Here is a 23,397-nt window from a genome sequence, read left to right on the forward strand (position 1 = left end):
GTCGACGGCTTTCGTCGAGTCAACGGTCAACCAGGTGATCGCCAAGCGTTTCGCCAAGAAACAACAGATGCAATGGACGCCGCGTGGCGTTCATCTGCTCATGCAATTGCGAACCCGCTTGCTCGACGGCACTCTCGACAACGATTTCAAGCGCCGGCGCACGGAACGGCGGTCTTCACCGAACAAGGCGAAAATGGCGGCGTGACTCCCCCAGCTTTTTCATGCTCCCGTCGATGGATGGCGTTTGTCGCACCGCGGAGCTTAAAGCTTCCGGTCTTCTGCCGGTGCTCCATTTTAAGGAAGACGTCGACGCCGCACCTGCTGGAAAGTCCTGCGGAGCAGACCAGATAGTTGTATCAAGGCTATGATATTCCTTACGATGCAAAGAACCTGGTTTTGCTCGCTCAGGAACTTTTGCGAAGGTGGAAATCCGGATGTTCGATATGAGATCCCACTATATCGAGCCGTACCGATAAGATTCGCTATGGATAAGGCCTTTGGCGCCCAAATTCCGCGTGAGCGTCCCTAATCATGCGGTCTCGCGGCTCGCCATTCGACTAAAAATAGGGGTGAACCGTTAGCGCCGAGATCATCGTATGAGCACATTTGCCAAACCTCTTCTGTCCAACGAAGAGCGTCACGCGGTCATCGAATTGCGCCATGCGATGCATCGCGAACCCGAACTGTCAAATCATGAGTGGAAGACGCAGGCCAGAATCCGCCAAGCCCTGGAGGTGTTTGGACTTACCAACGCCAAGCCATTCCACGAAACAGGCCTCTATATCGATATTCAGGGATTAGCCTTCGGTTCCTCCCGCTCTGTGGCATTGCGTGGAGACATTGATGCGCTTCCCATCCAGGAGCAGCGCGATGATTTGTCCTACCAGTCGGTGCTGCCCGGCCGCATGCATGCCTGTGGCCACGACATGCACACTTCGATCGCATTCGGAACTGCGCTTGCTCTCCATCGGACGAGGGAAGAGTTTTCAGGTAGGGTGCGGGTCTTCTTTCAACCCGCAGAAGAGATGGAACCGGTAGGGGGACTGACGGTATTAAAGGAAAAGCTTCTTGATGGGTTCGATGCAGCGGTTGGACTGCATATATTGCCGAGTATTCCCTCGGGAGTCTACGGCGCCCGCCTTGGCGCGGCCACGAAATCAGCGGACCAGTTTGACGTCGTTTTCAATGGGCTAATGGCTCACGGAGCCATGCCTTACGAGGGGGTGGATGCAATCGCTATTGCGGCGGCCTTCATTAACGAAGTTCAGAAGGTAGTTTCGCGCGAGTTTCCCAGTGAGGATGGGGCTGTGGTTACCATAGGGACCATTCGGGGAGGTGAGGCTCGCAATATCATTTGTCCGTCCGTTCTGCTGACAGGAACGATACGAACCGCTAGCCTTGTACGGCGTGACGATCTAGTGCGCCGCGTTCGCGAGGTCGCACAAGGCATTGCGGCAACCCATCGCGGTGAGGTGGCTTTTACCTCTCACCTGGGGGATCCACCCGTAATCAATGACGCAGGCATGGTTGCGCTGTTCAGGGATCTCGTTGTTGAAACAGTCGGAAAAACCAAATTCGTTGAACCACCGCCCCTGTCGGGGAGCGACGATTTCGGCTATTATTCCAGCTGCGTACCTTCGATTTACTTTTGGTTCGGCAGTCAAGAACCGGGTAATGAGACGGGCCTTCATACGCCAACCTTCGGAGCTTCCGACGATCTGCTCGTACCGACAACTGAATTGGCAATACGATACTGCAGGTTGCTGCTAAGCCAATAATCCGGCCGGCCGTAAGACTCGGTAGTTCAGGGTACCCCACTAGCATTTATAGGACCCTTTCCGCGGGCTGAATAATCGACCGCTTTGCGGGTGAAAATTAACGATGGTTCCTCCGGCACCGGCCTGACGCCTCCACTGCGTCGATAACACGTTGCCGTAGAAGCCCCTGCTAGTCCTAGTCACCAAGATGCTTGCCACGGCGGTGCCAGGCGGCGAGTTCGTTGGACGGGCCGAGCATTCTTTGCCCCTTGGGTGACCGGATGGACTTAAGCAACGTCCAGGCAAAGGTACTTCAGATCGGTGAAGGCTTCCAGCCCGTGGCGCGAGCCTTCGCGGCCGATGCCGGATTGCTTGACGCCGCCGAACGGGACCGGCGCGCCGGTGATTTTCACCCGGTTGATGGCGACCATGCCGTAGTCGAGGGCGCGGCCCATGCGCTGCTGGCGGGCGCCGTTCTCGGTCACGACATAGGCGACCAGGCCGTATTCGGTTGCATTGGCACGGGCCAGCACCTCCGCCTCGTCGTCGAACCTTGTCACTGCGGCCACCGGACCGAAAGTCTCTTCGCGCATGATCAGTGCGTCGTCGACAACATCGACCAGCAGGGTGGGCTGATAGAACAGAGATCCCGCAGCGTGAAGCTTGCCGCCAGCAAGGCAACGCGCGCCGCGGGCGAGCGCATCGGCGACCTGTTCCTCGACCTTCCTGATGGCGCGCTCATGCATCAGCGGTCCGATGTCAGTCTCTTCAGCCAGCCCGTTGCCGATCCGCAAGGCCTCTACGCGGCGAGCGAAGGCGGCACAGAACCGGTCATAGATCGGCCGCTGCACAAAGATGCGGTTGGCAGCTAGGCAATCCTGGCCGGAAGTGGCGAACTTGGCGTCGAGCGCAATAGTGACCGCCTTTTCGATATCGGCGTCGTCGAAGACGATCAGCGGCGCATGGCCGCCGAGCTCCATGACCAATCGCTTCATCGTCGGCCCACTCTGCGCCGCGATCAGCCTACCAATCTCGGTCGAACCGGTGAAGCTCATGGCGCGCACGCGCGGGTCCTCGCACATCCGGCCAACGATTGTGGCGGCCTTGCCGGCGATGATATTGAACACGCCGGCTGGCAGGCCGGCACGTTCGCCGAGCTCGGCCAGCGCCAGGGCCGACAGCGGCGTTTCCGAGGACGGGTGCGCGACGATGGTGCAGCCGGCGGCAAGCGCTGCAGCTGCCTTGCGGGTCAGCATTGCCGACGGAAAGTTCCATGGCGTGACGACGCCGACGACGCCAACCGGCTCGCGCCGCACCATCATCTCGGCGCCAGGCAAATGGCTGGTGATGCTTTCGGCGTTGAGGCGTTTGGCTTCCTCGGCGTACCACTCGACGAAGGACGCGGCGTAGTCGATTTCGCCGAGCGACTCCTTCAGCGGTTTGCCCTGCTCGAGCGTCATCAGCAGCGCTAGATCCTGTTTGGCGGCGATGATCAGCTCGAACCATTTTCGCAGAATTCTGGCACGCTCCTGCGGCAGCAGAGCCCTCCACGCCGGAAAGGCGCGCGAGGCGGCGTCAATTGCCTTTGTTGTCTGTCCGGCATCGAGCGCGGCGACGAAGCCGACAGTGGCACCGCTAGCCGGATCGGAAACTTCAAAACCTTCGGCAGCCTCGCTCGCCGTCCACTGGCCATCGACATAGGCGAGCTCGCGCAGCAGGCGGCGGTCGGCGAGGCAGTCGAGCGCGTCATGTCATGGCGGATCGTGCGGGCAAAGTGCGCAGGCCTCCCGGGTCGGACTGTCGGACTGATACGGGAAGACTATTCGTCATCGGCCACACAGAGGGGCTGTTTAGGTGCCTACCCGCAGAGACAGTCTCTATATTGTACGTCATCGTAGAAGGATATCTCTGTGGGCCGTTTACGATCGTGCGGGCAGCAAATCGGCCAATGGCAAGACGGTCTCATTCTTCACCGTCTTGGTGACGATGTAGGTGAAATAGCGGTCGATACCGATCTCGCGCTCCAGCAAGCCGTCGACCAGTCGCTGATAGGCCTCGATGTCGCGCGCCATCACCTTCAGCACATAGTCGACGCCGCCACCCACCGACCAGCAGGCGACGATCTCGGGGATATCGCGGACAACGCGCTCGAAGCGTTCGAAATCGGCCTGACGGTGGCTGGCCAGCGTCACTTCCATCAGCACGGTGGCGACAGGCGCCACGACACGCATGGCGATCCGGGCATGATAACCGGAGACGATGCCAGCCTTTTCCAGCTTGCGCAGCCGCATCCAGCACGGCGTCGGCGACAGCCCGACCTGCTCGGCCAGCGCCAGCTTGGAGATACGTCCGTCACGTTGGATGGCGTCGAGGATCTTCAGGTCAATCGAGTCGAGTTTCGCAGCAGTCATGGCGTCCACTTTTTCTCACTGCCGCGTGCGTATCGTAAGCTAGTCTGGTTGCCGCAATGCGGTGGTTAGACCCGCTTCAAGTCTGAGAGTATAAACCATTGGCGATCAAAAGATTTGGCCAACAGCGGCTTATGACAAACAATGCCTGATAGAAGGTGCACGTCCGACGGGACGGCACTCTAAAATCAGGCACTTTCGGTGTGTTTACTGAGGCGGCTGGCTTCATAGCCCCCGTGAGCAAAATGAACAGGTCGCGCGGCTGGCCCGCTTCGTCGGCGTTCGATGGCTTCCGAGCGAGCGTCACTTGGAGTCATTTCGTATTTCTCTCGATATGCCTTTGAAAAGTGCGAGGCCGAGACGAAACCACAGGCCATCGCGATCTCGACGATTGGGAGTTGCGAGTTCAGGATCAGCAAGTGCGCGCGCTCAAGTCTCATCTCAAGATAGTAGCGCGCAGGCGAACGTCCGATTTGTTTCGAAAAGATGCGTTCAACTTGGCGCCGAGACAAGCGACTCAAGGCAGCCATGTCTTCGAGCGCTACTGGCTCGTCGAGAGTCCTCTCCATCTGCTCGATGATCTTCAAGAGGCCGTCATGGTGAATTGCGGCACCTGCACGAAGAGGTAGTCTCTGACGATCTCCAGGTTGACGAACTCTCATAGCCGCGGCCTTCTCGCACACCCGGCTTGCAATAGCGGTATCATGATCTTCAATGACAAACTGCACGAACATGTCGAAAGCAGCATCGCCACCCGAGCAGGAGTACGTGTCTCCGTCGATCTCATAGGCAGATTGAACCGCAGTGACACTTGGAAATTGTTCCACGAACGAAGGGAACTGTTCCCAGTGCACTGCACATCGTCGTCCATCCGCCAGACCGGTCTGCGCGATGCTGAAGACCCCGCTCGCGATTCCAACCACACACAGTTTTCTAGCCCGGCATTCCCGCAACCAGCCATGTAGGGCCCGATTTTCGGCTAAGGGGTGGCTGCCACCACAAATTACAGCGACCGAGGGGAAAAGGCCCATTTTGCCAAGAAGGCCGCGTTCCTCGTTGAGTGACGTATCGACGGAGATCGTAAGGCCGCAACTCGATCTCACAGGGCGTCCATCGTCAGATACAATTCGCCAAGCGTAACTTTCTGATTCAAGCACTTCGTTGGCAAGCCTTAAGGCCTCTACTGCGGAAGAGAAAGCCTGTAGGGAGAATCCCGGCCCTAGATAAAGACTGAACAGACGCCTTGCTAGCTTCATCGTGAGCATCTCTACGCCTACCTGAGCCTTGAGACCTTCAGACCTTGGTCCTGAGGCCTTTGGGATCGAAAAAGGCTTGGAGCGAGACGTCGGCATCGTAAAGCTTGCCAGCAATTTCGATCTGCCAGCTTCCCGAGTCGATCCACTCCCGACTAACGCCATCAGCGTGGTTGACGTAGCCTAGCCCTATCGATGACCCTAAGGTAAAACTCCGCACCCCAGAGGAGATGTAGCCGACAATGCCACCATCGTATCGGATCAGCTCTTCGCGAACGAGCAGGGGGTTTGGATCCCTCAGCTTGAATGAGAGGAGCCGCTTGCGTGGCGTACCGGCCGCCTTCTGGGCCTCTGTGGCATCCTTGCCTTGAAAACCGCAGGGCTTGGACCAGTCAATCGTAAAGCCAAGTCCGGCCTCAAGCAGCGTGTCAACCGGAGTGAGGTCAAGCTCATACTCTCGGTATGCTCGTTCGGAGCGGAGATGCTCTAGCGCGTGGTAGCCGGCTGGTTTTAGCCCGTGCTCGCTTCCGGCCTCCCACAAGATGTCAAAAACGTGCTGGGCCATCTCTGTAGGGATATGGAGCTCCCAGCCCAGTTCTCCGATATAGGTCAGCCGGTTCGCGATAACTCGCGCGTAGCCGACGTCGATCTCCTGACTGGTGGCGAATGGAAATGCTTCATTCGAAAGGTCAGTGTCAGTGACTTTGGAGAGGATGTCGCGGGATTTTGGTCCCTGCAACGACAGCACCGCGTAGCCCGAGGTAACGTCCGTCAGTGTCACGTTCCAGTCGCTAGTAATATGCTTGCGGATCCAGGCGGTGTCACGTGGATGGACGGTGGCCGACGATATGATGAGGTATTCAGTTTCCGAGAGTCGATTGACGGTGACGTCGGTTTCGATACCACCCTTCTTGTTGAGCATGTGCGTATAGACCAGCTTGCCAACTGCAACGTCGACATTGCCGGCGCAGAGCCATTGGAGAAAGCGGCAGGCATCCCGGCCTTGGACAAGGTGCTTGCCGAAAGAACTCTGGTCGAACAGCACCGCATCGGCACGCGCGGCACGGCATTCTTCCGCTGTGTTTTGGAACCAGTTGGGTTCCTGATACGAATAGACATTCTCTGTGGGCTGGCCTTCTCCGGCAAACCACATTGGACGCTCCCAGCCCATGCCCTCACCAAAGCTCGCGCCGAGTTTCGCCCAACGATCGTGGAGGGCGCTCTTGCGGACCCCGCGCGAGGTTTCCCGCTGATGACTGGGCCAATGCATTTTGTAGTGCAGGCCGAGCACCTCGGCTGTGCGATCATGCAGGTAACGCTTATTGATCTGGAAGGGGTGGAACCGAGCCACGTCGACGAAGCTGATGTCCATCTGGGGGGATTTGGCGACAATCCATTCGGCCAACGCCCTGCCAGCCCCGGCACCATACTCGATACCTTCAGAGTTGTAGCCGGCCGAAATGTATAGATTGTTCAGTCCCGGGACTTCGCCGATCATGAACAGCAGGTCAGGCGTAAAGCTCTCCGGTCCATTGAAAAACTTCGCGATTCCGGCATTGGAGAGCTCAGGAATGATTTCGATGGCCTTGGTCATAGGCAGCTCGAAATGATCCCAATCCTCCCAAAGTTCAATAAAGGCAGTTTCCTTGGGCAGGCGTTCCATCGCGACAGGCTTGCCCCAAGGCTCGAAGGCGCCTATCAGAAGCTTGCCTGCGTCTTCCTTTAGGTACACGTGACCATCGGTATCGCGCAGAACTGGAAGGGTCGGCCGGATGAAGTCCATAGGTTCGGTGACCACGTAGAAATGCTCGGCCGCGTACAGGGGGACGCGTGCGCCCAACCTCGCTGCCAGGTCCCGTGTCCAGAGCCCGCAGGCCAGAACCAAGGTTTCCGCCTCGATAATCCCAAGGTCGGTCTGGAGCTGATAGAGACCTTCCGGCGTCCGCCAAAGGTCCTTTACCTCTTGGTTCTCAAAAATGCGGGCCCCGTTCTGTTTCGCTCCTGCGGCGAGCGCCATGCAAGTGTCGATCGGGTTTGTCTGCCCATCCCGGGGGATGAACACCGCCCCCTCGATGATTGAATCGTCAATTGCGGGATAAAGGGCCTTAGCCTCAGCCGGGGAAATCATGTGGGCCTCAAGGCCAAAGCTCTTGGCAACCGATGCGTTGCGGGCGGTCTCGTGGAGACGATCCTTTGTCCGAGCGACGCCTAGTGTGCCGTTGCGTTTTAATCCGGTGGCCTGGCCCGTTTCGGCTTCAAGGGCATCATAAAGCTCGGCATTGTATTTTGCGATTTCAGTTAGTGAATGTGTGCCACGCGTCTGCATAATCAGACCGGCAGCATGCCAAGTAGTGCCTGAAGTCAGCGTGTTCCGCTCCAAGACAGCGACATCCTTCTTGCCCAGCTTCGCGAGATGATACGCAACGCTCGCGCCCGCTATGCCGCCTCCTAAAATAACAATCTCGTGGTGACGGGATGCCAAAGCGCGGGGGCGCAGAAAGGGGAAATGTGTCATGGTACCCTACGATTGAATGAAGGAGCGGCTGCACTCGCGCACCTTCAGTATTTGCTGCGAGGAAATTAGCCGGTCCGTTGTGCCGATATTGCGCGTATTTCTTGTCGCCTGAAGGGTTTTGCGGCGATATCCGAGGCTTGTTTGCGGCTATCAGGCGTTGCCGAACGTTAAGATGACGCTACGCAGGGCGACGAAACGCGCTGCACCCGCGGAGCCTTTAGATGCCTTTGACTCACCGACAGCCCGACTTGGTCATCATGGTCGTACGCGGTGTATTCGACAGTCCTCGCGTTGAAGAGATCATGACAGGCGATGGTATGTCTCACCGAACAAGTGGCTGCATCAGTGGCGTCGAGGTGGCCCGATGATGATTCCAATTCTTCTGGACACCTCAACTGTTCCGCGCGCACCTATCGCTGCTCCGGTACTGGTAAAATGCCCGGCGGAACTAGAGTTGACGACGTCGCCCCCGGCGGTGAGCACGACTGCTTCGTCGCGCCAAAAGCTCGTATACATGTCGCCTTTTGACGCCACGCGCATCTTGATGAGAGAAAGGGGCGCCGGTGAGTGGCCTTATACGACAGCGGGGCTGGAATTCTGTCAAATCCTGTCCGGACATGGAAGCTTCGTGCCAGAAGGGGGAGAGCCTATACTGCTAAATAGCGGGGACGCCATCCTCTTTTACCCACGAACGGCTGGACTCTGGATCGTGGTCGACACGTTGAAAGAGCTTTCCCTTGCTTTACCCAATGCATCGTATTTGTAGTTTGGGAGAAGCCGCGAGCAGCCGGATAGGAGGGCGTGCTCTCAAGCCCGTTTTGCGTCCAGTAACCGGCCGAAACCGGAAATTGGTGCCGCATATTTTGAGAGCTTCAGGGCGTGCCAAGCCAGCGCTTGGGTGCTGGACATTACCGGAATTCCAAGTTCCTGCTCAAACCGTGCAAGATGGGGAACCACCGGCATTGCCGTGCATGACAGGAATAGCGCATCAGCAGCTGATTGTTTGACAAGAACCTTGGCGGCACTGAGGATTTCCTCGACGTCCAGCTCGCAAATCTCGACATCGGTCTTGCAGTCGAAGACGCCATCCGCCGCGAGATGGATGCCGGCTCCGGCCAGGAAGGGCAAGAACTTCTGGTGGAAGTCAAATCCGTATGGGGTGAGCAAAGCCACACGCTTCGCTTCCACGTGCCTCAGAGCTTCAATCATCGCGATTCCGGGAGACGTATATTTGACACCTGGACAGGCCTGCTCGAGTTCGCGCAACAGCGTCGGTATGCCGAGCGCCACCGTGCCGCTGGTGCAACTAAACGCCAACACGTCGAAACGGTCGCTGGGCGGAAGGGAACTGGCGATCTCTGTAAACGATGTTGGCGTTGTGAATCCGCCACCCGCATGGCTGTACGCTGTTCTAGTTGTGTAGACAGCGACATCGTCAGGCATCAGGCGTTGAAAGGCGCCTTCACCCACCTCATCGGAATTCAAAAGAATGAAACCAATCCGTGCATTAAACGCCGACGGGGCGGTTTTCGGCGAAAACACGATCGTCGCTGTCTGAGCGTCCATTTTCAAAGCTCCATCCTAAAAATCCGCCGCAGCTATTATAAGGCTTGAAACTCGACGGGTGACGGCGTTTCGGCTCATGAAATCGCGGCCAAGCGGCATCAGCGCCGCCAAAGGCGCGATCGGCCGTGGTCAGTCAGTGGGAATGACACTTCCGCGTTTATAGACCTGCAGGCAGACGCTCGTATTAATACGTTTGATGTTCGGATTCATCTCGACCATCATTTGCGTGATATGGTCGTACTCCTCGACATCTTTCGCGGTGATAATCACGGTCAGATCGGATGCCCCTGTGGTATAGAATGCCTGCTGGACGTAGCTTTCCCCGAGCAGCCATTTCTTAAGCTGACCGAGCAGGTCCTTACGTTCTCGCTCAACCTCGATCGCAGCCAGGAAGACCAGCGGACGACCAACTTTCTTCGCGTCGACTACGGCAACCGTCGCGACTATTACTCCCATGTCCTTTAAACGCTTAATGCGTCGCTGAACGGCCGAGGCTGACAAGTTCACCTCTTCGGCGATCGCCGATGCCGGACGCTCGGCATCCAACTGAATGATTTTGAGTATTTTCCTGTCGTAATCGTCGATGTCTTCAGTGCCCAAAGGATTCCCCCCGACAGGCCGGAAAAGTGGTCCGTACGATTTCTAACTGGTGATGGCGCGGCCCGCCAGTACGTTCCAACACACCTTTCTGAGCAAGAGTCTATCTGATGCGGAGAACGGGTCATTGCCGCCTCCTAACGATCATTGAATGGAGCCACCGCCTCCTTGAAAGTTCCGCACCACATTCGGCGGTGTGGCCAACGCCTTCAATCTCGGGAGTAAAGGCGATGTGGAACCTGAGCTAGGCGTTCGCCGCCGCTATCTGTAACGGCAAAGGTCTCCGAGAGCGCGATGCCCTGCTTTTCCAGCCAAAGGCCTGACTGGAAGTGAAAGCACATTCCCGGTTCCAAAACAGTTTTGTCGCCGTTTTGGATGTTGGCGGTTTTCTCACCCCAATCCGGAGGATAGGCGATCCCGACTGGATACCCAACGCGGCTGTCTTTCGACAGATTGTTCTTTCGAAGGATATTTTGCCAGATATTCTCGACCTCCCCGCAGGTTACACCTGGCTTGGCGGCCTCGAGCGCCCGATCGACGCCTTCGATAATGACATCCGCGAGCCGGCTTTGTTCCTCGGACGGCTTGCCCAGTAAGACCGTGCGAGCAAGCGGGCTGTGATAACGTTTCCGCACGCCAGCCAGTTCAAGAACCACCATTTCGTTCTTCGGCATCTCCCGGTCGGTCCAGTAGAGATGGCAGGCATGGGCATTCTCACCCACCATCACAAATGGAAACGCCGCAGGAGAGTCTCCATAGAGGCCGTCGATGCCGATGACTGACGTGCGCAGGATGTCGGCTGCCACCTCATAACTTTTTTTACCAGCAAGCAGGTTGTCGATGGCCTCCTGCATGGCGACCGTCGTGAGTTTGCCGGCCTCTCGCATATAACGGAGTTCCGCTGACGACTTAGCCAGACGGACCCAATTTACGAGACGACGGTTGTCGACGACCTTGGCGTTGGGCAAGCCCGCCAAAATGGTCTGGTGACAACGGGCGGTGTAGTAGTCGACGTCCATTTCAACGCCAATCGTCTGGTTGCCCCATCCCCGGGACTGAACATGCTCACAAAGTGCCTGGAACGGATGGACGTGCTGCTGGTGCAGCATCGTTTCCGGATAAGGGAGCAGGTTTTCCGAGGGAAGGCGGGTGGTGATCCTGAGCGCCGAAGTGTCCATCAGGCGCCCTAGCCAAAACGGTGCATCTTCGTCCCTGTGCACCAGGAGGACCTGCGGAACGTAGAATGAAAGCGCATCGAGGCCCGTTAGGTAATTAATGTTCGCCGGGTCGGTACAGAGCAAAAGGTCTATTCCAGCGCCCTCCATCCGCGTCTTGACCTTGCGAAGTCGCGCCTCGTACTCGTCCGCATCAAAAGGAATTACATATGACATGTGACTTCTCTACTTTTCGAATCTGAAACTTATTTGGCTTTGCCAGCCATCCAGCCGAGGATTTTTGCGTCGTTCTTTGCGACCCAGTCCTTCGCGAAGGTGTCGGGGTCGATCTTCTTGGTGCCAACCGCATCAATCCATTGGGCGATTTCAGCCGGATCAACCGTGATGTTGTTGAGGAGTGCGACCAGTTTCGGATCCTTCGCTTCCAGTTCCTTGGCGTAGGCGATGTTGACTGAGATCGGAGCCCAGGCGGTCGTGACCGATGACATCGCAAGCCAGTTCGGGTTCTGATCGGGCTGAACAACCTTCCACTTCGCCGGGTCATGCGGCGGTTCGTCGAGCATCACCACTTCCTTGCGAGAGAAGGTTGGGTGGGGAGTGTAGCAGATCCCGACCCACGGCGTGTCAGCTCGTATCGCCTCGTCCAGGTCTACAACAGCAAGGCTTTCCTCGACGGTCGTCAGCTCAAAAAGGTCGGCATATCCGTAGTCTCGAGCACGGATCAGCTCGGTCTTTGACGAGCTCCAGCCCGCAGGGCCGACCCAAAGTTTTGGTTTGCCGCCTGCCGCCGTTTTGAAAACGTCAGCGATCTCGGGACGTGAAAGATCATAGATCGACTTCACGCCGAATTTCTCTTGCGTATGGCGGGTGGTGCACATCCCGGAAAGCGTCTGGAAAGTCAAACTGCCCAGTTTGACAGTCTGCTTTTCTTTGACGTAGGCATTGATTAGGCTGTCATGGTTTGGCGACCAGATTTCTGGTAGAATGTCAATTTCACCTTTATCCATCGAGGCCAGGATAATTGGCAGCGTGCTGTTGACCACTTCGGCGGAAGCACCGAAGTATTTCTCTGAAATCTCTTTCAGGACACTCGACATGGCCTGAAGAGACGGCCAATTGGAGGATCCGATCTTGATTTTCTCTTGGGCCGAAGCCGGTGCGGAAAACCCCATTGCGACTGCGAGTGCAAGTATCGAAAGCTTGATTTTCATTGGTTTGTACTCCTTTTCCCCTGTATGAGCCGATCCAGGATGATGGCGCAGATCAGCACTGCCGCCCCCACCAAGAAACCTTGTCCGACGGATGCGTACTGAAGTGCCTGAAGAACATCCTCACCGAGACCTCCGGCCCCGATGAGTGAAGCAATCACCACCATCGACAAGCACATCAGGATCGTCTGGTTGACCCCTGCCATGATGGAAGGCATGGCGAGCGGTAGCTCGACCTTCATAAGACTCTGCCAGGGGGTCGCGCCGAACGCGACCGCAGCTTCCCGAGTGCTTATCGGTATTTGTTGAAGGCCCAGTGCGGTGAGGCGTGCTACCGGGGGCATACCGAAAATTATCGTTGCCAAGACGCCCGGCGTTTTGCCGATGCCGAAGAATGCGATGATCGGCACGAGATAGATGAACGCCGGCATTGTCTGCATTAGATCGAGGATAGGCCGGAATAGGCGGTAGGCTCGGGGGCTTTTGCCGCAAAGGATCCCCAAGGGAATGCCGATGCTTAGCGCCAACAACGCGGCTGTCCCCAATAGCGCGATTGTGACCATGCTTTTCTGCCAAAATCCGAAAAGTGCCAGGTAAACCAATCCTGCCCCGGTAAACGCTGCAGTCCCACTTCCCGAAAGCAGCCATGCGGCAAAGACTGCGACGAGGACTGTGCAAATCCAAGGAAGACCCTGAAGCAGGCTCTCCACTAGCGCGACCAGTGTCGAGATGCTCCCGGTAATTGCGTCAAAGACCGACCGCCCCGATTGCGTCAGAGTAGCGAAAAATTGGTCAAGGACCGTCGCCGTGACACCCGCCACAATCGAAGAGTTTGACTGAATGGCCAGCATGCCGGCGAGCTGCGGCGTACTGGCGCCAAAAAACGCGACGACATAGATGATGGCGAGCAACACCGCGCAGACAAGGACACGCAGGTAACTGCGTCCTGACGGCGTCACCCGGTGTCGCCGCCACCGCATATACTGGCGCGAGTAAAGCCTGTCGCCTACAATGGCGAGAATTGCTCGCAAACCAAGCAGAGCTGCCGCAGTTAGCGCGATAAGCGTCGTCGCAGCCCGAGCCCTGTCATTGGCAGCGGCTCGTTCTTTTGACGCCGACTGACCAAGAGATTTGGATAGCTCCAGCATCTGGTTAGCCGAGGCTTCGTTGCCCTTTTGACGTTCTTCATTCGCTTGGGTGAGGCGCGTTTCGGCCAGTTTTTCGAGCGAAACGGCGCGCGCGACGTTTTCGTCCGTGAGACCGCCGGTGCTTAGAAACACGATGCCAGTTACCAGGGCGATCTCGACTAACCCGATAAGAAGGAATGCTCCAAACAAACCGCGCGAGGCAGCCCACAATGGGCCAACTAAGCCAGCGGCAAGATTGGGACGGAGTCCGGCCCGGCCGCCTTTGAAAATATCGCTGAATTTTCCTTGATAATAGACACTATTAGGCCCCGTGAATTCAGCTATTGAACTTGACCAGTCCTGATTCGTGTATGACCTTGTCATGTCAGCGGACCTCCTTCATCGACGACAGCATCGTTTCAATAGTCACTTTGCCGACCGCACGGCCGGATTGATCCACAATCATAATGTCCAACCGTGTTCGGGCACCTATGGCGATCAGTTCAGCTAGTGGGGTATCAGGCGTGGCGACGGGGAGATCAGCTGCCGAGGGCAGGGGGTCAGCACCCGCCGGGGCCATCACATGGCGCGCAGTTAGTATCGGAACCCGTGAGATCCCGCGGACGAATTCGGCGACATATGCATCTGCAGGCGAGGTAATGATCTCTGCAGCCGTTCCTATTTGAACAATCGCGCCGTCCTTCATAATTGCTATGCGATCGCCGAGATGGAAGGCTTCCTCAAGGTCGTGGGTGATGAACAAGGTTGTTTTGCCAAGGTCCCGGGAAAGCGCAAGGAATTGATCCTGGAGGTCCCGGCGGATCAAAGGATCCAGCGCACCGAAGGGCTCATCCATCAGCAGGACGGACGGGTCGGCTGCCAACGCCCGGGCGATACCCACACGCTGCCGCATCCCCCCGGAAAGCTCCGATGGTACACGGTCCTCCCAGCCCTTGAGGTCCATTCTCTCAATCGCGGCCTGCGCCTTGGCCCAGCGCTCAAGTTTGGTTACGCCCTGCAGCTCCAGCCCGAAGGCCACGTTGTCCCGGACTGTCCAATGTGGAAGAAGGGCAAAATCCTGGAAAACCATGCCAACTTCCTTCGACCGGATCGACCGAAGTTGGGCGCTCGTAACCTTGGAGATATCGACGCCATTGAGGCGGATGACTCCGCTTGTGGCATCAATAAGCCGGTTCACATGGCGGACAAGAGTAGACTTGCCACTGCCGGAAAGTCCCATGATTGCGAGGATTTCGCCTCTCCTGATGGAAAAGCTGACATCTTTGACCGCTACCACGCATCCGAAGCGCGCAAGGACCTCGTCCTTGCTCAAACCTTCAGCATGGATGGCTGCCATGGCTTCTCGCGACCTGGTGCCGAAAATCTTCCAGACATTAGAACAAGATACAACCTCGTCGCGTTCAGCGACGATCTGATTGTCACCGGCCGGCCGCCCTCGCTGGTCTGACGGCAGGAGGGCTGATCTGCTGAGTTTAGCGTCAGCGATTGTGTTCATAGTCGCCTTTGTTCCCCTTATTGCGTTGAAGTATATTGGCGCAGCCGAGCGACTCCCCGCGTCTTTAGGCGGATTTGTGCCGCAACGCCGCGCCAGCACCGTGTTTGACGCGCTAAATCGCATCACGCCTCCTGTCTCGGAAGTCTCGCTCAAGCGAAAGGTATCCATGCGCCCCCCGCCCCGCGAGTTCGCCGGCGAGTGGCATGAACGTGCAATGGCCAGTTCACGTCATAGCGCCTTCGAGCTTGGCCGGATTCCGGACCGAGCTCCTTTGACCATCATTTTTTATAGGCTGTTGGCTCAGGCTGTGCCGCGAAGCCGACATCTACCCGGAATTTGCGGAAGCGAGCGACATCGCGGCTGAGCTTGTGAGGCTATTCCAAAAGCACACCGCCGGTGTCAGTCGCGACTGATCGACGTAAGTGTCGTCGAAACCAGGACCGTTTCGTCATCCTGGGACAAGTCCGCCAGACGCCTGATGACCGGGCAGGCGGCGACCGGAGGCGGGAAGCTAGACCATCGAAATTGCGGGCGAAATGTTCGAGGCGGATGCTGCACTTCAGGCGTTCTTCGATCCGAAAGGCCTACGGACCAAAGTGTAACGGGCCTGGCCCGATCTCTCTGGTCGCCCGCATCGTCGCTTGGAGCAGATGCTGGAGGCACGCGACGCGCGGGACAGGACGTCGAGCGCCGGAACATGTGCGCCTCCCATCGGCGCGCTCGCAGCCCAGCCATCGAAGGCGCAAATCCTGTGGCTGGCCTAACTCGCCCACGAAAAAAGACATCTCGCCGCCATGGTCCTGGTCACCATGGGCGAAAAACCCCTCGGCCGGAATGCCTCCTGATTTCAAGAAACGGACTCTCGGCGCGTCCGCAATGTGAACGTACTCGAAAGTATTTTCGACAGTTCATCCCGAGTTATCCAAACCAGCCAGTCGTCGTGACTAATTCCTAGAGCAGGCAAATGCAGAACAGAGCCGTACTCACGATGCTGATATCCGTAGCGGTCGACTACACCCTTTTCGATATTCCAGCCAGCAACTAGGGCGTAAATTAAATCTGGAGACCATTTAGCCCATGCTAGTCCAAATGCGAGGCGACCAACAAAGCTCGCAAGGCCGCGACCGCGAAAGTCCTCGCGTAACCACACGTCGCCATGATACGCTACCAGCCCCTTTAAGGTGCGAGCAGTCGGCGCGGAGCAGCTGCATGAGGAACCGGGACCGGCTTTGAGGTCAGGGGCCGCGAAGCTGGCTTTGAGTGACACAAGATGCTCAGAAAGGCTGGTGTGGGATAGATCATCTAAGCGCATTGCTTGGACATGCGCTATCCGTCCTTCCTGATCTCGACCGATGATCCAAAACGCCTTTTCAGGTAGCAGATCAGAACAGTCCGGTCGGAAGTGAGGAGTGATCGGCGGCTTTCCAGGAAGTATTCCGGTGTTTCTGACATACTCCTCAAAATTATTACCTATCGCAATTTGAAGACCGAATTTTCGCACTAGGTCATCTACGGCCAATATGCGCATTGCTAGCTCTTTAACGGTAATCTCATTTCGCATTTGATTACCTCGATTAGTAACCTTGAACTGAAAAGTCCGCTAAAAGAAGGCTATGTAACAAACTCGTTTGAATTTGCATACTCGTTTATATTTGCATAGAAATGGGTGATTTCCTCATCGATATCGATGTCTTTCAACGCTATGATAGATATCCAAGCTCCAGTCTCGTCATCATCCCATACGATTTCTGCATTAGGGGTGAATGAGTGATTCACTATTGAGATGGTGCCGAATACAACGTATCCTGCTATGAGGTGATTAATCGTATTTGTTTCCGGTCTAACAAAGTAGTACTCAAATAACCCTGTACGTCGTAATAGCGTTTCCTCTGACCGGCTAAACCCCCACGTGGTAGATCGTTCTATTACCTCGTTAGCTTTAAATGGAACATTCGCAAATACGCCGCGTCCTTTTCGAGGAACATTCTTTACGTACACGGCGCCGTGTCGGTCAACGACTGTTCTGGCCATCGGCTTATCCCTTTAGTACATGTAGTAGCGTTGTTTGCTGCTTAGATGGCATCTAGGGTTGTTCGACATATTGCATTCGTTAAACGCATGGGCGGCTCCTTGAGGAGCAACTGCACGCTTTGCCGGCCTCCTCGTCTCGATTCGCAAGGCTGTCAATTTCTTCTCGTTGACGTCCCTGACGATCATGCTTCACCTCTCAACCCGCCGTGCTCGTTGTGCTGCCAATCACGCTGTCGACCGCGTCTTCGAGGATGTCGAGCCCTTGGCTAAGCTGATCCTCCTCAACGACAAGAGGCGGCAGACACTTGACAATTTCGTCAAAGGGACCAGAGGTCTCGACAATGAGTCCCTTCCGGAAGGCGGCGCTGATGACCTGCCCGGCAATCTTTCCGGACTTGAGATCTATACCTCGCATCATACCTCGCCCTTTGACTGATACTCGACTCGCGTCGTACTTCTGGGCGATCTGATCGAGCCGGGTTTTCAGGAGATTGCCTTTTTCCCGAACCGACGCTGCAAAGTTCTCCGTTCGCCAGAAGTGCTCTAGGGCTGCACGCGCGGTGACGAAAGCAGGGCAGTTGCCGCGGAACGTTCCGTTGTGCTCGCCTGGCTCCCACCTGTCGAGTTTTCGTTCGATAAGGACCAGGGCCATCGGCATGCCGTAGCCCGATATCGATTTGGCCATTGTGACGATGTCCGGACGGAGCCCCGCCGCTTCGAAACTGAAGAATGCGTCGGTCCGGCCGACACCTGCCTGAATGTCGTCTGCGATCAGCAAAGCTCCGTGTCTCTGCGTGACGGCCGCTAGTTTGCGCAGCCAGGCCGCGCTGGCGACATTGAGGCCGCCTTCGCCCTGAACTGTCTCGACAATCACCGCAGCCGGGGCGTCCACGCCGCTGGAGGGATCCGAGAGCAAGTGATCAAGGTAATCTGCGGTGTCCACGGCGGGTCCAAGGTAGCCATCATATGGTAGCCGCGTAACCCCACCGAGCAACTGGCCGGCGACTGCGCGGTGGTACCGGTTGCCGGTGCAGGAGAGAGCGCCTAAGCTCACGCCATGAAAGCCGTTGGTGAAGGCTATAATATTGGTCCGACCAGTAATCTTGCGCGCAAGCTTGAGGGCAGCCTCGACCGCGTTGGCGCCGGTCGGGCCGGGAAACTGTACGACGTAGTCTAGTTGTCGGGGCTTGAGAATCGTCTCGTGGAATTCTCGTAGGAAAGACTCCTTAGCCTCGTTATAAAGGTCGAGGCCATGGGTGATGCCGTCACTCGCAATGTAGTCTGCGAGCGCTGACTTCAGCTCGGGAGGATTGTGCCCATAGTTTAGACTTGAGCAGCCCATGAGAAAATCGAGATAGGCTGTCCCATCTCGAGCAAACAGCTGAGCCCCGCGCGCCCTTGCGAAAACGACGGGAAAGCTGCGTGCATAGCTGCACACTTCTGACTCAAGATGGCGGAAAACCGCAAGTTCGTCAGCGCCATCTGGTGGACTTCGGTCATTCATCATAGCCTCCTTGTTTTAGGTATTCGCAGGCGGCCTGGCACGGCACACCGCAGAGCTGGTCGAGCGCCTGAGGGGGCGGCATGGCTATCGTGTACTCCCTGTCACGCTATCCCATACCGGACATCGCGGTCGCAGCACTGGCTCCCGCATTGCCGCGGGCAGCTCCCGGGCCGCATCTGCGAAGAACATCCTCGACGTCTTGCTGCTGAGCGTCACGGGACTTCGGAATGTCACTCGCGGCAACTGGACGCCGCGAAGCAACGAGAACAAGCCGTCCTGACCATTCGAATCCCCCAGGCAAAGCCAGTGCCGCCTCGCGTTGCGTTTCATGAGGAAGACTCCTCAAAAGTCATGCCAATTGCGTTGAGAGAGCCTCCGAAACTCTTTTCCGATTTTTGTTCAATGACTTGCTCGGGAGTGCAGCAAGGAGCCAAGCCGAAAACAATGTGTCGGGGATTCGACAGACCCGACAGTAGGTGTCGATTGCTTGCGTTTTCCAGGAATGACGACAACGATTTACACGGGGACAGCAGGTCAAATCGGACAGTTCACCGCCGATGGACGGCAACACATCCTTCAAATGAATTTACAAATCTTTGCGAACGTAACGCGCTGACAGTGATACCTTCGCCGCAAATCAGAGGTCAGCTTGGCCTAAAGGTTAAGGCTGTATCGCCGCAGAGCAAGCAACGTCGGAGTTAATAGCCATGGCAAAAAGAGCGCTCGTCCTGCTTGAGGGAAATAGTAGGGGTACCGGTCTGCTTTACATCCACGCAGCTCATCGCCTTGGTCTTCATCCAATTACCCTATCGGCTGATCCAACTCAGTACGACTATTTTGCTGCCGAAGGCATCGAGGCTGTCCGCGTCGATACAGACAATCTCGATGCGCTGATCCGCGAATGTTCCCGGCTGTGTGGAAGCTATGACGTTGCTGGCATTACCGGCCCTCCCAACGAAGCCCTCTACGCGACAATTGGCAAGCTCTGCGCCCGTTTCGACCTACCAGGACCAAACCCCACGGCCATCGAACGATGCTGCGACAAATTCGCCCAACGCGAGCTCCTCGCGACGGTCGGTGTTCCGATACCTGCTTATCGTCTGGCCAAGAATGCGGAGGAGGTAGCAAGCATTGCCGCGGAGATTGGCCTGCCGGTAATTGTAAAGCCAGCCGAAGGAAGCGGCAGCAGCGGTGTTCGGTTGTGCCGCAATGTCGACGAGTTAACCGAACAAGCAACCTATCTATTGACGAGGAAGCACGAATGGCGGGGTTCGCCGAGGATACTCGTCGAAGAATTCGTACAAGGTCCTTATTATACCGTCGATATTATGGGAAGTGAGATCGTTGCGATTGGGACCGGCGATTTCGGCCGCCCACCGCATTTCGTGTATCATCAGTTCGCCTATCCAGCCCCGCTGACTGATGACGAGCATGAGCGTATTGCCGATGTTTCACTAAATTGTGTGCGAGCTCTCGGCCTTGGCTGGGGGCCAGCGAACATTGAACTCCGGTGGACGAAGCTTGGCCCGGTCGTCATTGAAGTCAATCCGCGTCTTGCTGGAACGCCCACCCCTCAATTGGTTCAGCTGGCTTACGGTGTCGATCTCATCAGCGAGCACATCAAGCTTGTGATCGGCGAGGAATGGGATTTGCGCAGAAAGCAATCGGACACTGCGGCCGCGCGGTTCCTGATTGCTGATGGCGACGGCACCCTCGATTGGATCGATGGCGACAGTCTGGCGGCTGCTGCATCAGGTGTCGCCGAAGTTAAGCTGTATGTTAAACCCAAGACGCCAATCGTCAGGAAAGGCGATTATCGAGACTGTATCGGGCATGTAATAGCTGCTTCGCCTAGTCTTACTGAGACCGAGGCGATGCTTGAGCGTGCGATCGACTCAATCGATTGGTCAATCGTACCATTTTCAGCCTTGGCGACACACGCTGGTTGAGAACGGACGCTTCCAGGCCTTGGTGGCCGAGCGCATAGGCATTTCCTCCCGAACGGCACCAGCAAAGCGGCGCGAGCGATGATCTCCGGGTAAGAGGATCCCTGGCAGCGAGCCACGCGCCGACGCTGCCATCGTCATTCCGCCACACCTCAACGCGGTTGAACCGAACGGCGAGAAACCCACACCTCGGCCATCAAAAGCTCACCTCAGCAATCGACGTGCCATGGTAGGTGATGAATTTCGGCGCAAAAGCGCCACTATACGCGGCATGGCATCGCTCAAGAGCCAAATTCGACGCCGCACACAAACCAGTAGTTGGCTATGATCGTCGTTCGTTGCCGTAGTTTCCTATCTGAGCACTCGACCCATTTGGTGCTTTAGGGTCCGGGCGCGACGCTATAATATACGATCACTTTCGATGGCTTTTGAGATGAGCGAATATCGAGATTTATACGGCACGGAAGAGTTTGTTGCTGCCGAGGCCCTGCAGCGGGCTGTCTGGGTAAACGCCAGTGCGCCCAGCGATCTGATGATGGTCGTTCAGGCAGAAGGCGGACTCGCGGCGGGTGCCTTTGTCGAGGGCAGGCTGGTCGGCTTTGCCTTCGGCTTTCCTAGCGCAACGCCGGGCGTGCTATATTGCCACGCGCTGGCGGTGCTGCCTGAAATGCGTGGACGCGGCATTGGTGCAGCGCTCAAATGGTATGAGCGGCGGTGGTGCCTAACTCGCGGCTTCCGGAAAGTGCGCTGGACTTTCGACCCAATGGAGGCAGTCAATGCCGCCCTCTATATCGACCGGCTAGGAGCCGGATCGAGGACATACTTGGTCAATTATTACGGCGGGATCGATGAAGAATTACCATCTGATCGTCTACTGGTCGACTGGCCTCTTGATGACGGCATCGTCGAGGCGAAATCGGAGCGTCGCTTCGTGAGTGAAGAGGTAGAGGACTGCCTGCGCATTCGCCTCCCTCGCAATGCGGAAGAGTTGATACCACCTGACAGGAGAATGATGTTGGCCGCAACGCTTGCGCTTCGTGACAATCTTCGAGGCGCCTTTTCAAACGGCTATCGGATAAGTGGTTTTGACTGCACTGAGCGTGCTTACATCCTGACCGCGCTAATCCAGCCCCGCTAAACACGAAGTGATCTTGGGCATCCCGAGGTGACACAATCAACAAGGAGACACCGTGACCTTACGGCCACTTAACGAGGAAAGCGTGGAAACGGATGGCGCCGGGTACGATATGTCCGGATCTGTCGCAACGAGTGTCAAGGATGGGTTCACCATGGTGGCGGTAGGCGATCTCATCGTCTCCCGCCCGTTGACGAAGGGTAGTCATGAAGGCTTCGACCGAATCGTTGAAATGCTGAGGGGCGGCGACGTGACTCTGGGGAACATGGAAACCAGCATCTTCGACAGCCGGTCATTTAAGGGGAGCCCACAGGCTGAGTTTGGAGGAGCCTACCACGCAAGCCTCCCCTCTCTCGCTGCCGATCTCAAAGCGATGGGGTTCAACATCGTCAGCTTTGCGAACAACCACACGTTTGACTGGGGTGTGGAAGGAATGCGGGCGACGTGCGATGCACTCGACGAGAACGACATTGTTCATGCCGGGGCGGGAGAGAATCTGTCCCAGGCTAGCGCCGCTCGCTTCCTTGAGACCTCCCGAGGCCGAGTGGCCCTCGTGTCCTGTGCGACGACCTTCACCCCGCAATCCAGGGCCGCCGACGCCGCTGCGGATGCGCCCGGCAGACCAGGCGTCAACGCTCTGCGCCTGACGCGGAACGTCATCGTTACGCCGGAGATGCTCGAGGACTTAAAGTGCATCCGGGACGCGCTTCCTGACTACAAGCTCCCCCAGAAAGATCCGACAAAAGCCATCATCGCCGAGATCACTTTCAGGGCCGGAAGCAAGCCGGGGTTCAGTTACGAACCCAACCCGAAGGATTTGGCGAACATCTTCCGGAGCGTGCGCCGCGGAAAGCAGTATTCCGATTTCTGTGTTCTCGCGAACCATGGGCATGAGCCAGGCAACTGGAGCCAGGAGCCCGCAGACTACGAACAGGCGTTTGCGCGAGCTGCCATCGACATAGGCGCAGACGCATACGTAGCCCACGGCCCCCACCAATTGCGCGGCATCGAGATATATAGAGGCCGTCCCATCTTCTACAGCCTCGCCAACTTCATAATCGATGATCTCCGCACTCCGATGGGCATCGATATGTTCGAAACCTACGGAAAAGATCCGAGAGTCGACACCGATGCCGAAGTGACGGTCTCAGAGATGGCACATGGCTACGACACGGCGCCTGGGTTTTCCGATCCGATCTTCTACGAGAGCGTCATCACAGCAAGCAGATTTGAAGGGAACAGGCTGGCCGAGCTCCGCCTCTTCCCTGTGGAGCTTAGGCATTCCAGTCGACTGGCGCGACGCGGCGTTCCAATGCTTGCGTCCTCGGCACAAGCGAGGGCGATCCTTCAACGCCTGCAAAGGTTCTCGGAGCCGTTTGGAACGGACATCGTTATCCAGGGTGATGTGGGCCTCGTCGAGGTGAAAGGCTCCTAACGCGAGGCCCTAGCAGACGGGCGCCGTGGTCATGATAAAGCGTCGGCGCTCGTTGGCGAGGTCACGCACCCTGCCGCGCAGCTCTGTCTCAGGCGGACGCCGGGACCGGTAGCCGGATTAACTGTAACCGGTACGAGCACCCCATCTGTAAGCGCGAATTTCCCTGCACCTTTTGCTGTTGCGTGGCCTGATGCATGAGGTGTCCACCAAAATAGGTGGACACC

General features: G+C 56.9%; 17 protein-coding genes and 3 pseudogenes. 6 read left to right on the top strand and 14 right to left on the bottom strand.

The window, feature by feature from the left end:
• A pseudogene (locus tag ACWGTI_RS30630) lies at window positions 1-205 on the top strand (hypothetical protein); the annotation flags it as partial.
• A gap of 31 nt (window positions 206-236) precedes the next feature.
• Here ACWGTI_RS30630 and ACWGTI_RS30635 read toward each other — a convergent pair.
• Window positions 237-347: pseudogene (locus ACWGTI_RS30635) on the bottom strand (pyridoxal-phosphate dependent enzyme); the annotation flags it as partial.
• A 249-nt stretch (window positions 348-596) separates the two neighbouring features.
• Between ACWGTI_RS30635 and ACWGTI_RS30640 the strand changes: the two are divergent.
• The gene (locus tag ACWGTI_RS30640; RefSeq protein WP_454590447.1) at window positions 597-1,778 is read left to right on the top strand and encodes a M20 family metallopeptidase; all 1,182 of its coding nucleotides are present in this window, start codon (window positions 597-599) and stop codon (window positions 1,776-1,778) included.
• Between the two features lie 266 nt (window positions 1,779-2,044).
• Here the strand turns inward: ACWGTI_RS30640 and ACWGTI_RS30645 are convergent.
• From ACWGTI_RS30645 to ACWGTI_RS30660, 4 genes and pseudogenes are all read right to left on the bottom strand, one after another.
• Window positions 2,045-3,519, bottom strand: a pseudogene (locus ACWGTI_RS30645) (NAD-dependent succinate-semialdehyde dehydrogenase).
• Window positions 3,520-3,676: 157 nt separating this feature from the next.
• Entirely contained in the window at window positions 3,677-4,168 is a 492-nt protein-coding gene (locus ACWGTI_RS30650; protein ID WP_454590448.1) for an Lrp/AsnC family transcriptional regulator, read from the bottom strand.
• A 185-nt stretch (window positions 4,169-4,353) separates the two neighbouring features.
• Entirely contained in the window at window positions 4,354-5,430 is a 1,077-nt protein-coding gene (locus ACWGTI_RS30655; protein WP_454590449.1) for a GlxA family transcriptional regulator, read from the bottom strand.
• A 28-nt stretch (window positions 5,431-5,458) separates the two neighbouring features.
• Window positions 5,459-7,933 (bottom strand): GcvT family protein, encoded by a 2,475-nt coding sequence (locus ACWGTI_RS30660; RefSeq protein WP_454590450.1) that lies wholly within the window; start codon window positions 7,931-7,933, stop codon window positions 5,459-5,461.
• Window positions 7,934-8,477: 544 nt separating this feature from the next.
• On the opposite strand from ACWGTI_RS30660, the gene ACWGTI_RS30665 reads away from it, so the two are divergent.
• On the top strand, window positions 8,478-8,699 hold the full coding sequence (locus ACWGTI_RS30665) for a cupin domain-containing protein (protein ID WP_454590462.1): 222 nt from the start codon (window positions 8,478-8,480) through the stop codon (window positions 8,697-8,699).
• Between the two features lie 41 nt (window positions 8,700-8,740).
• Here ACWGTI_RS30665 and ACWGTI_RS30670 read toward each other — a convergent pair whose 3' ends face one another.
• From ACWGTI_RS30670 to ectB, 9 genes are all read right to left on the bottom strand, one after another.
• Window positions 8,741-9,499, bottom strand: a complete 759-nt coding sequence (locus ACWGTI_RS30670; RefSeq protein ID WP_454590451.1) for a maleate cis-trans isomerase family protein — start codon at window positions 9,497-9,499, stop codon at window positions 8,741-8,743.
• 129 nt (window positions 9,500-9,628) lie between these two features.
• On the bottom strand, window positions 9,629-10,099 hold the full coding sequence (locus ACWGTI_RS30675) for an Lrp/AsnC family transcriptional regulator (RefSeq protein ID WP_454590452.1): 471 nt from the start codon (window positions 10,097-10,099) through the stop codon (window positions 9,629-9,631).
• A gap of 206 nt (window positions 10,100-10,305) precedes the next feature.
• Window positions 10,306-11,487, bottom strand: a complete 1,182-nt coding sequence (locus ACWGTI_RS30680; RefSeq protein ID WP_454590453.1) for a M24 family metallopeptidase — start codon at window positions 11,485-11,487, stop codon at window positions 10,306-10,308.
• A gap of 29 nt (window positions 11,488-11,516) precedes the next feature.
• A complete protein-coding gene (locus tag ACWGTI_RS30685; RefSeq protein ID WP_454590454.1) occupies window positions 11,517-12,482 on the bottom strand; it encodes a glycine betaine ABC transporter substrate-binding protein in 966 nt (321 codons plus the stop codon).
• Window positions 12,479-13,990, bottom strand: a complete 1,512-nt coding sequence (locus tag ACWGTI_RS30690) for an ABC transporter permease (protein ID WP_454590455.1) — start codon at window positions 13,988-13,990, stop codon at window positions 12,479-12,481. The genes ACWGTI_RS30685 and ACWGTI_RS30690 overlap by 4 nt, the downstream gene beginning before the upstream one ends.
• Window position 13,991: 1 nt before the next feature.
• On the bottom strand, window positions 13,992-14,963 hold the full coding sequence (locus ACWGTI_RS30695) for a quaternary amine ABC transporter ATP-binding protein (protein WP_454590456.1): 972 nt from the start codon (window positions 14,961-14,963) through the stop codon (window positions 13,992-13,994).
• A 1,006-nt stretch (window positions 14,964-15,969) separates the two neighbouring features.
• Window positions 15,970-16,683 carry a hypothetical protein gene (locus ACWGTI_RS30700; RefSeq protein ID WP_454590457.1) on the bottom strand — a complete coding sequence of 238 codons (714 nt, stop codon included), beginning with the start codon at window positions 16,681-16,683 and terminating at the stop codon, window positions 15,970-15,972.
• 50 nt (window positions 16,684-16,733) lie between these two features.
• The gene (locus ACWGTI_RS30705) at window positions 16,734-17,153 is read right to left on the bottom strand and encodes an SET domain-containing protein-lysine N-methyltransferase (RefSeq protein ID WP_454590458.1); all 420 of its coding nucleotides are present in this window, start codon (window positions 17,151-17,153) and stop codon (window positions 16,734-16,736) included.
• A gap of 196 nt (window positions 17,154-17,349) precedes the next feature.
• Window positions 17,350-18,657, bottom strand: coding sequence for a diaminobutyrate--2-oxoglutarate transaminase (gene ectB, locus ACWGTI_RS30710; RefSeq protein WP_454590459.1), 1,308 nt, complete (start codon window positions 18,655-18,657; stop codon window positions 17,350-17,352).
• Between the two features lie 707 nt (window positions 18,658-19,364).
• On the opposite strand from ectB, the gene ACWGTI_RS30715 reads away from it, so the two are divergent.
• From ACWGTI_RS30715 to ACWGTI_RS30725, 3 genes are all read left to right on the top strand, one after another.
• Window positions 19,365-20,606, top strand: a complete 1,242-nt coding sequence (locus tag ACWGTI_RS30715; RefSeq protein WP_454590460.1) for an ATP-grasp domain-containing protein — start codon at window positions 19,365-19,367, stop codon at window positions 20,604-20,606.
• A 418-nt stretch (window positions 20,607-21,024) separates the two neighbouring features.
• Window positions 21,025-21,741 (top strand): GNAT family N-acetyltransferase, encoded by a 717-nt coding sequence (locus ACWGTI_RS30720; RefSeq protein ID WP_454590461.1) that lies wholly within the window; start codon window positions 21,025-21,027, stop codon window positions 21,739-21,741.
• Between the two features lie 109 nt (window positions 21,742-21,850).
• Window positions 21,851-23,173: a CapA family protein gene (locus ACWGTI_RS30725; protein ID WP_454590463.1), complete on the top strand. Its 1,323-nt coding sequence runs from the start codon at window positions 21,851-21,853 to the stop codon at window positions 23,171-23,173.
• The last annotated feature ends 224 nt before the right edge of the window (window positions 23,174-23,397 follow it).

It is taken from the genome of Mesorhizobium sp. ArgA1 (assembly GCF_053714375.1).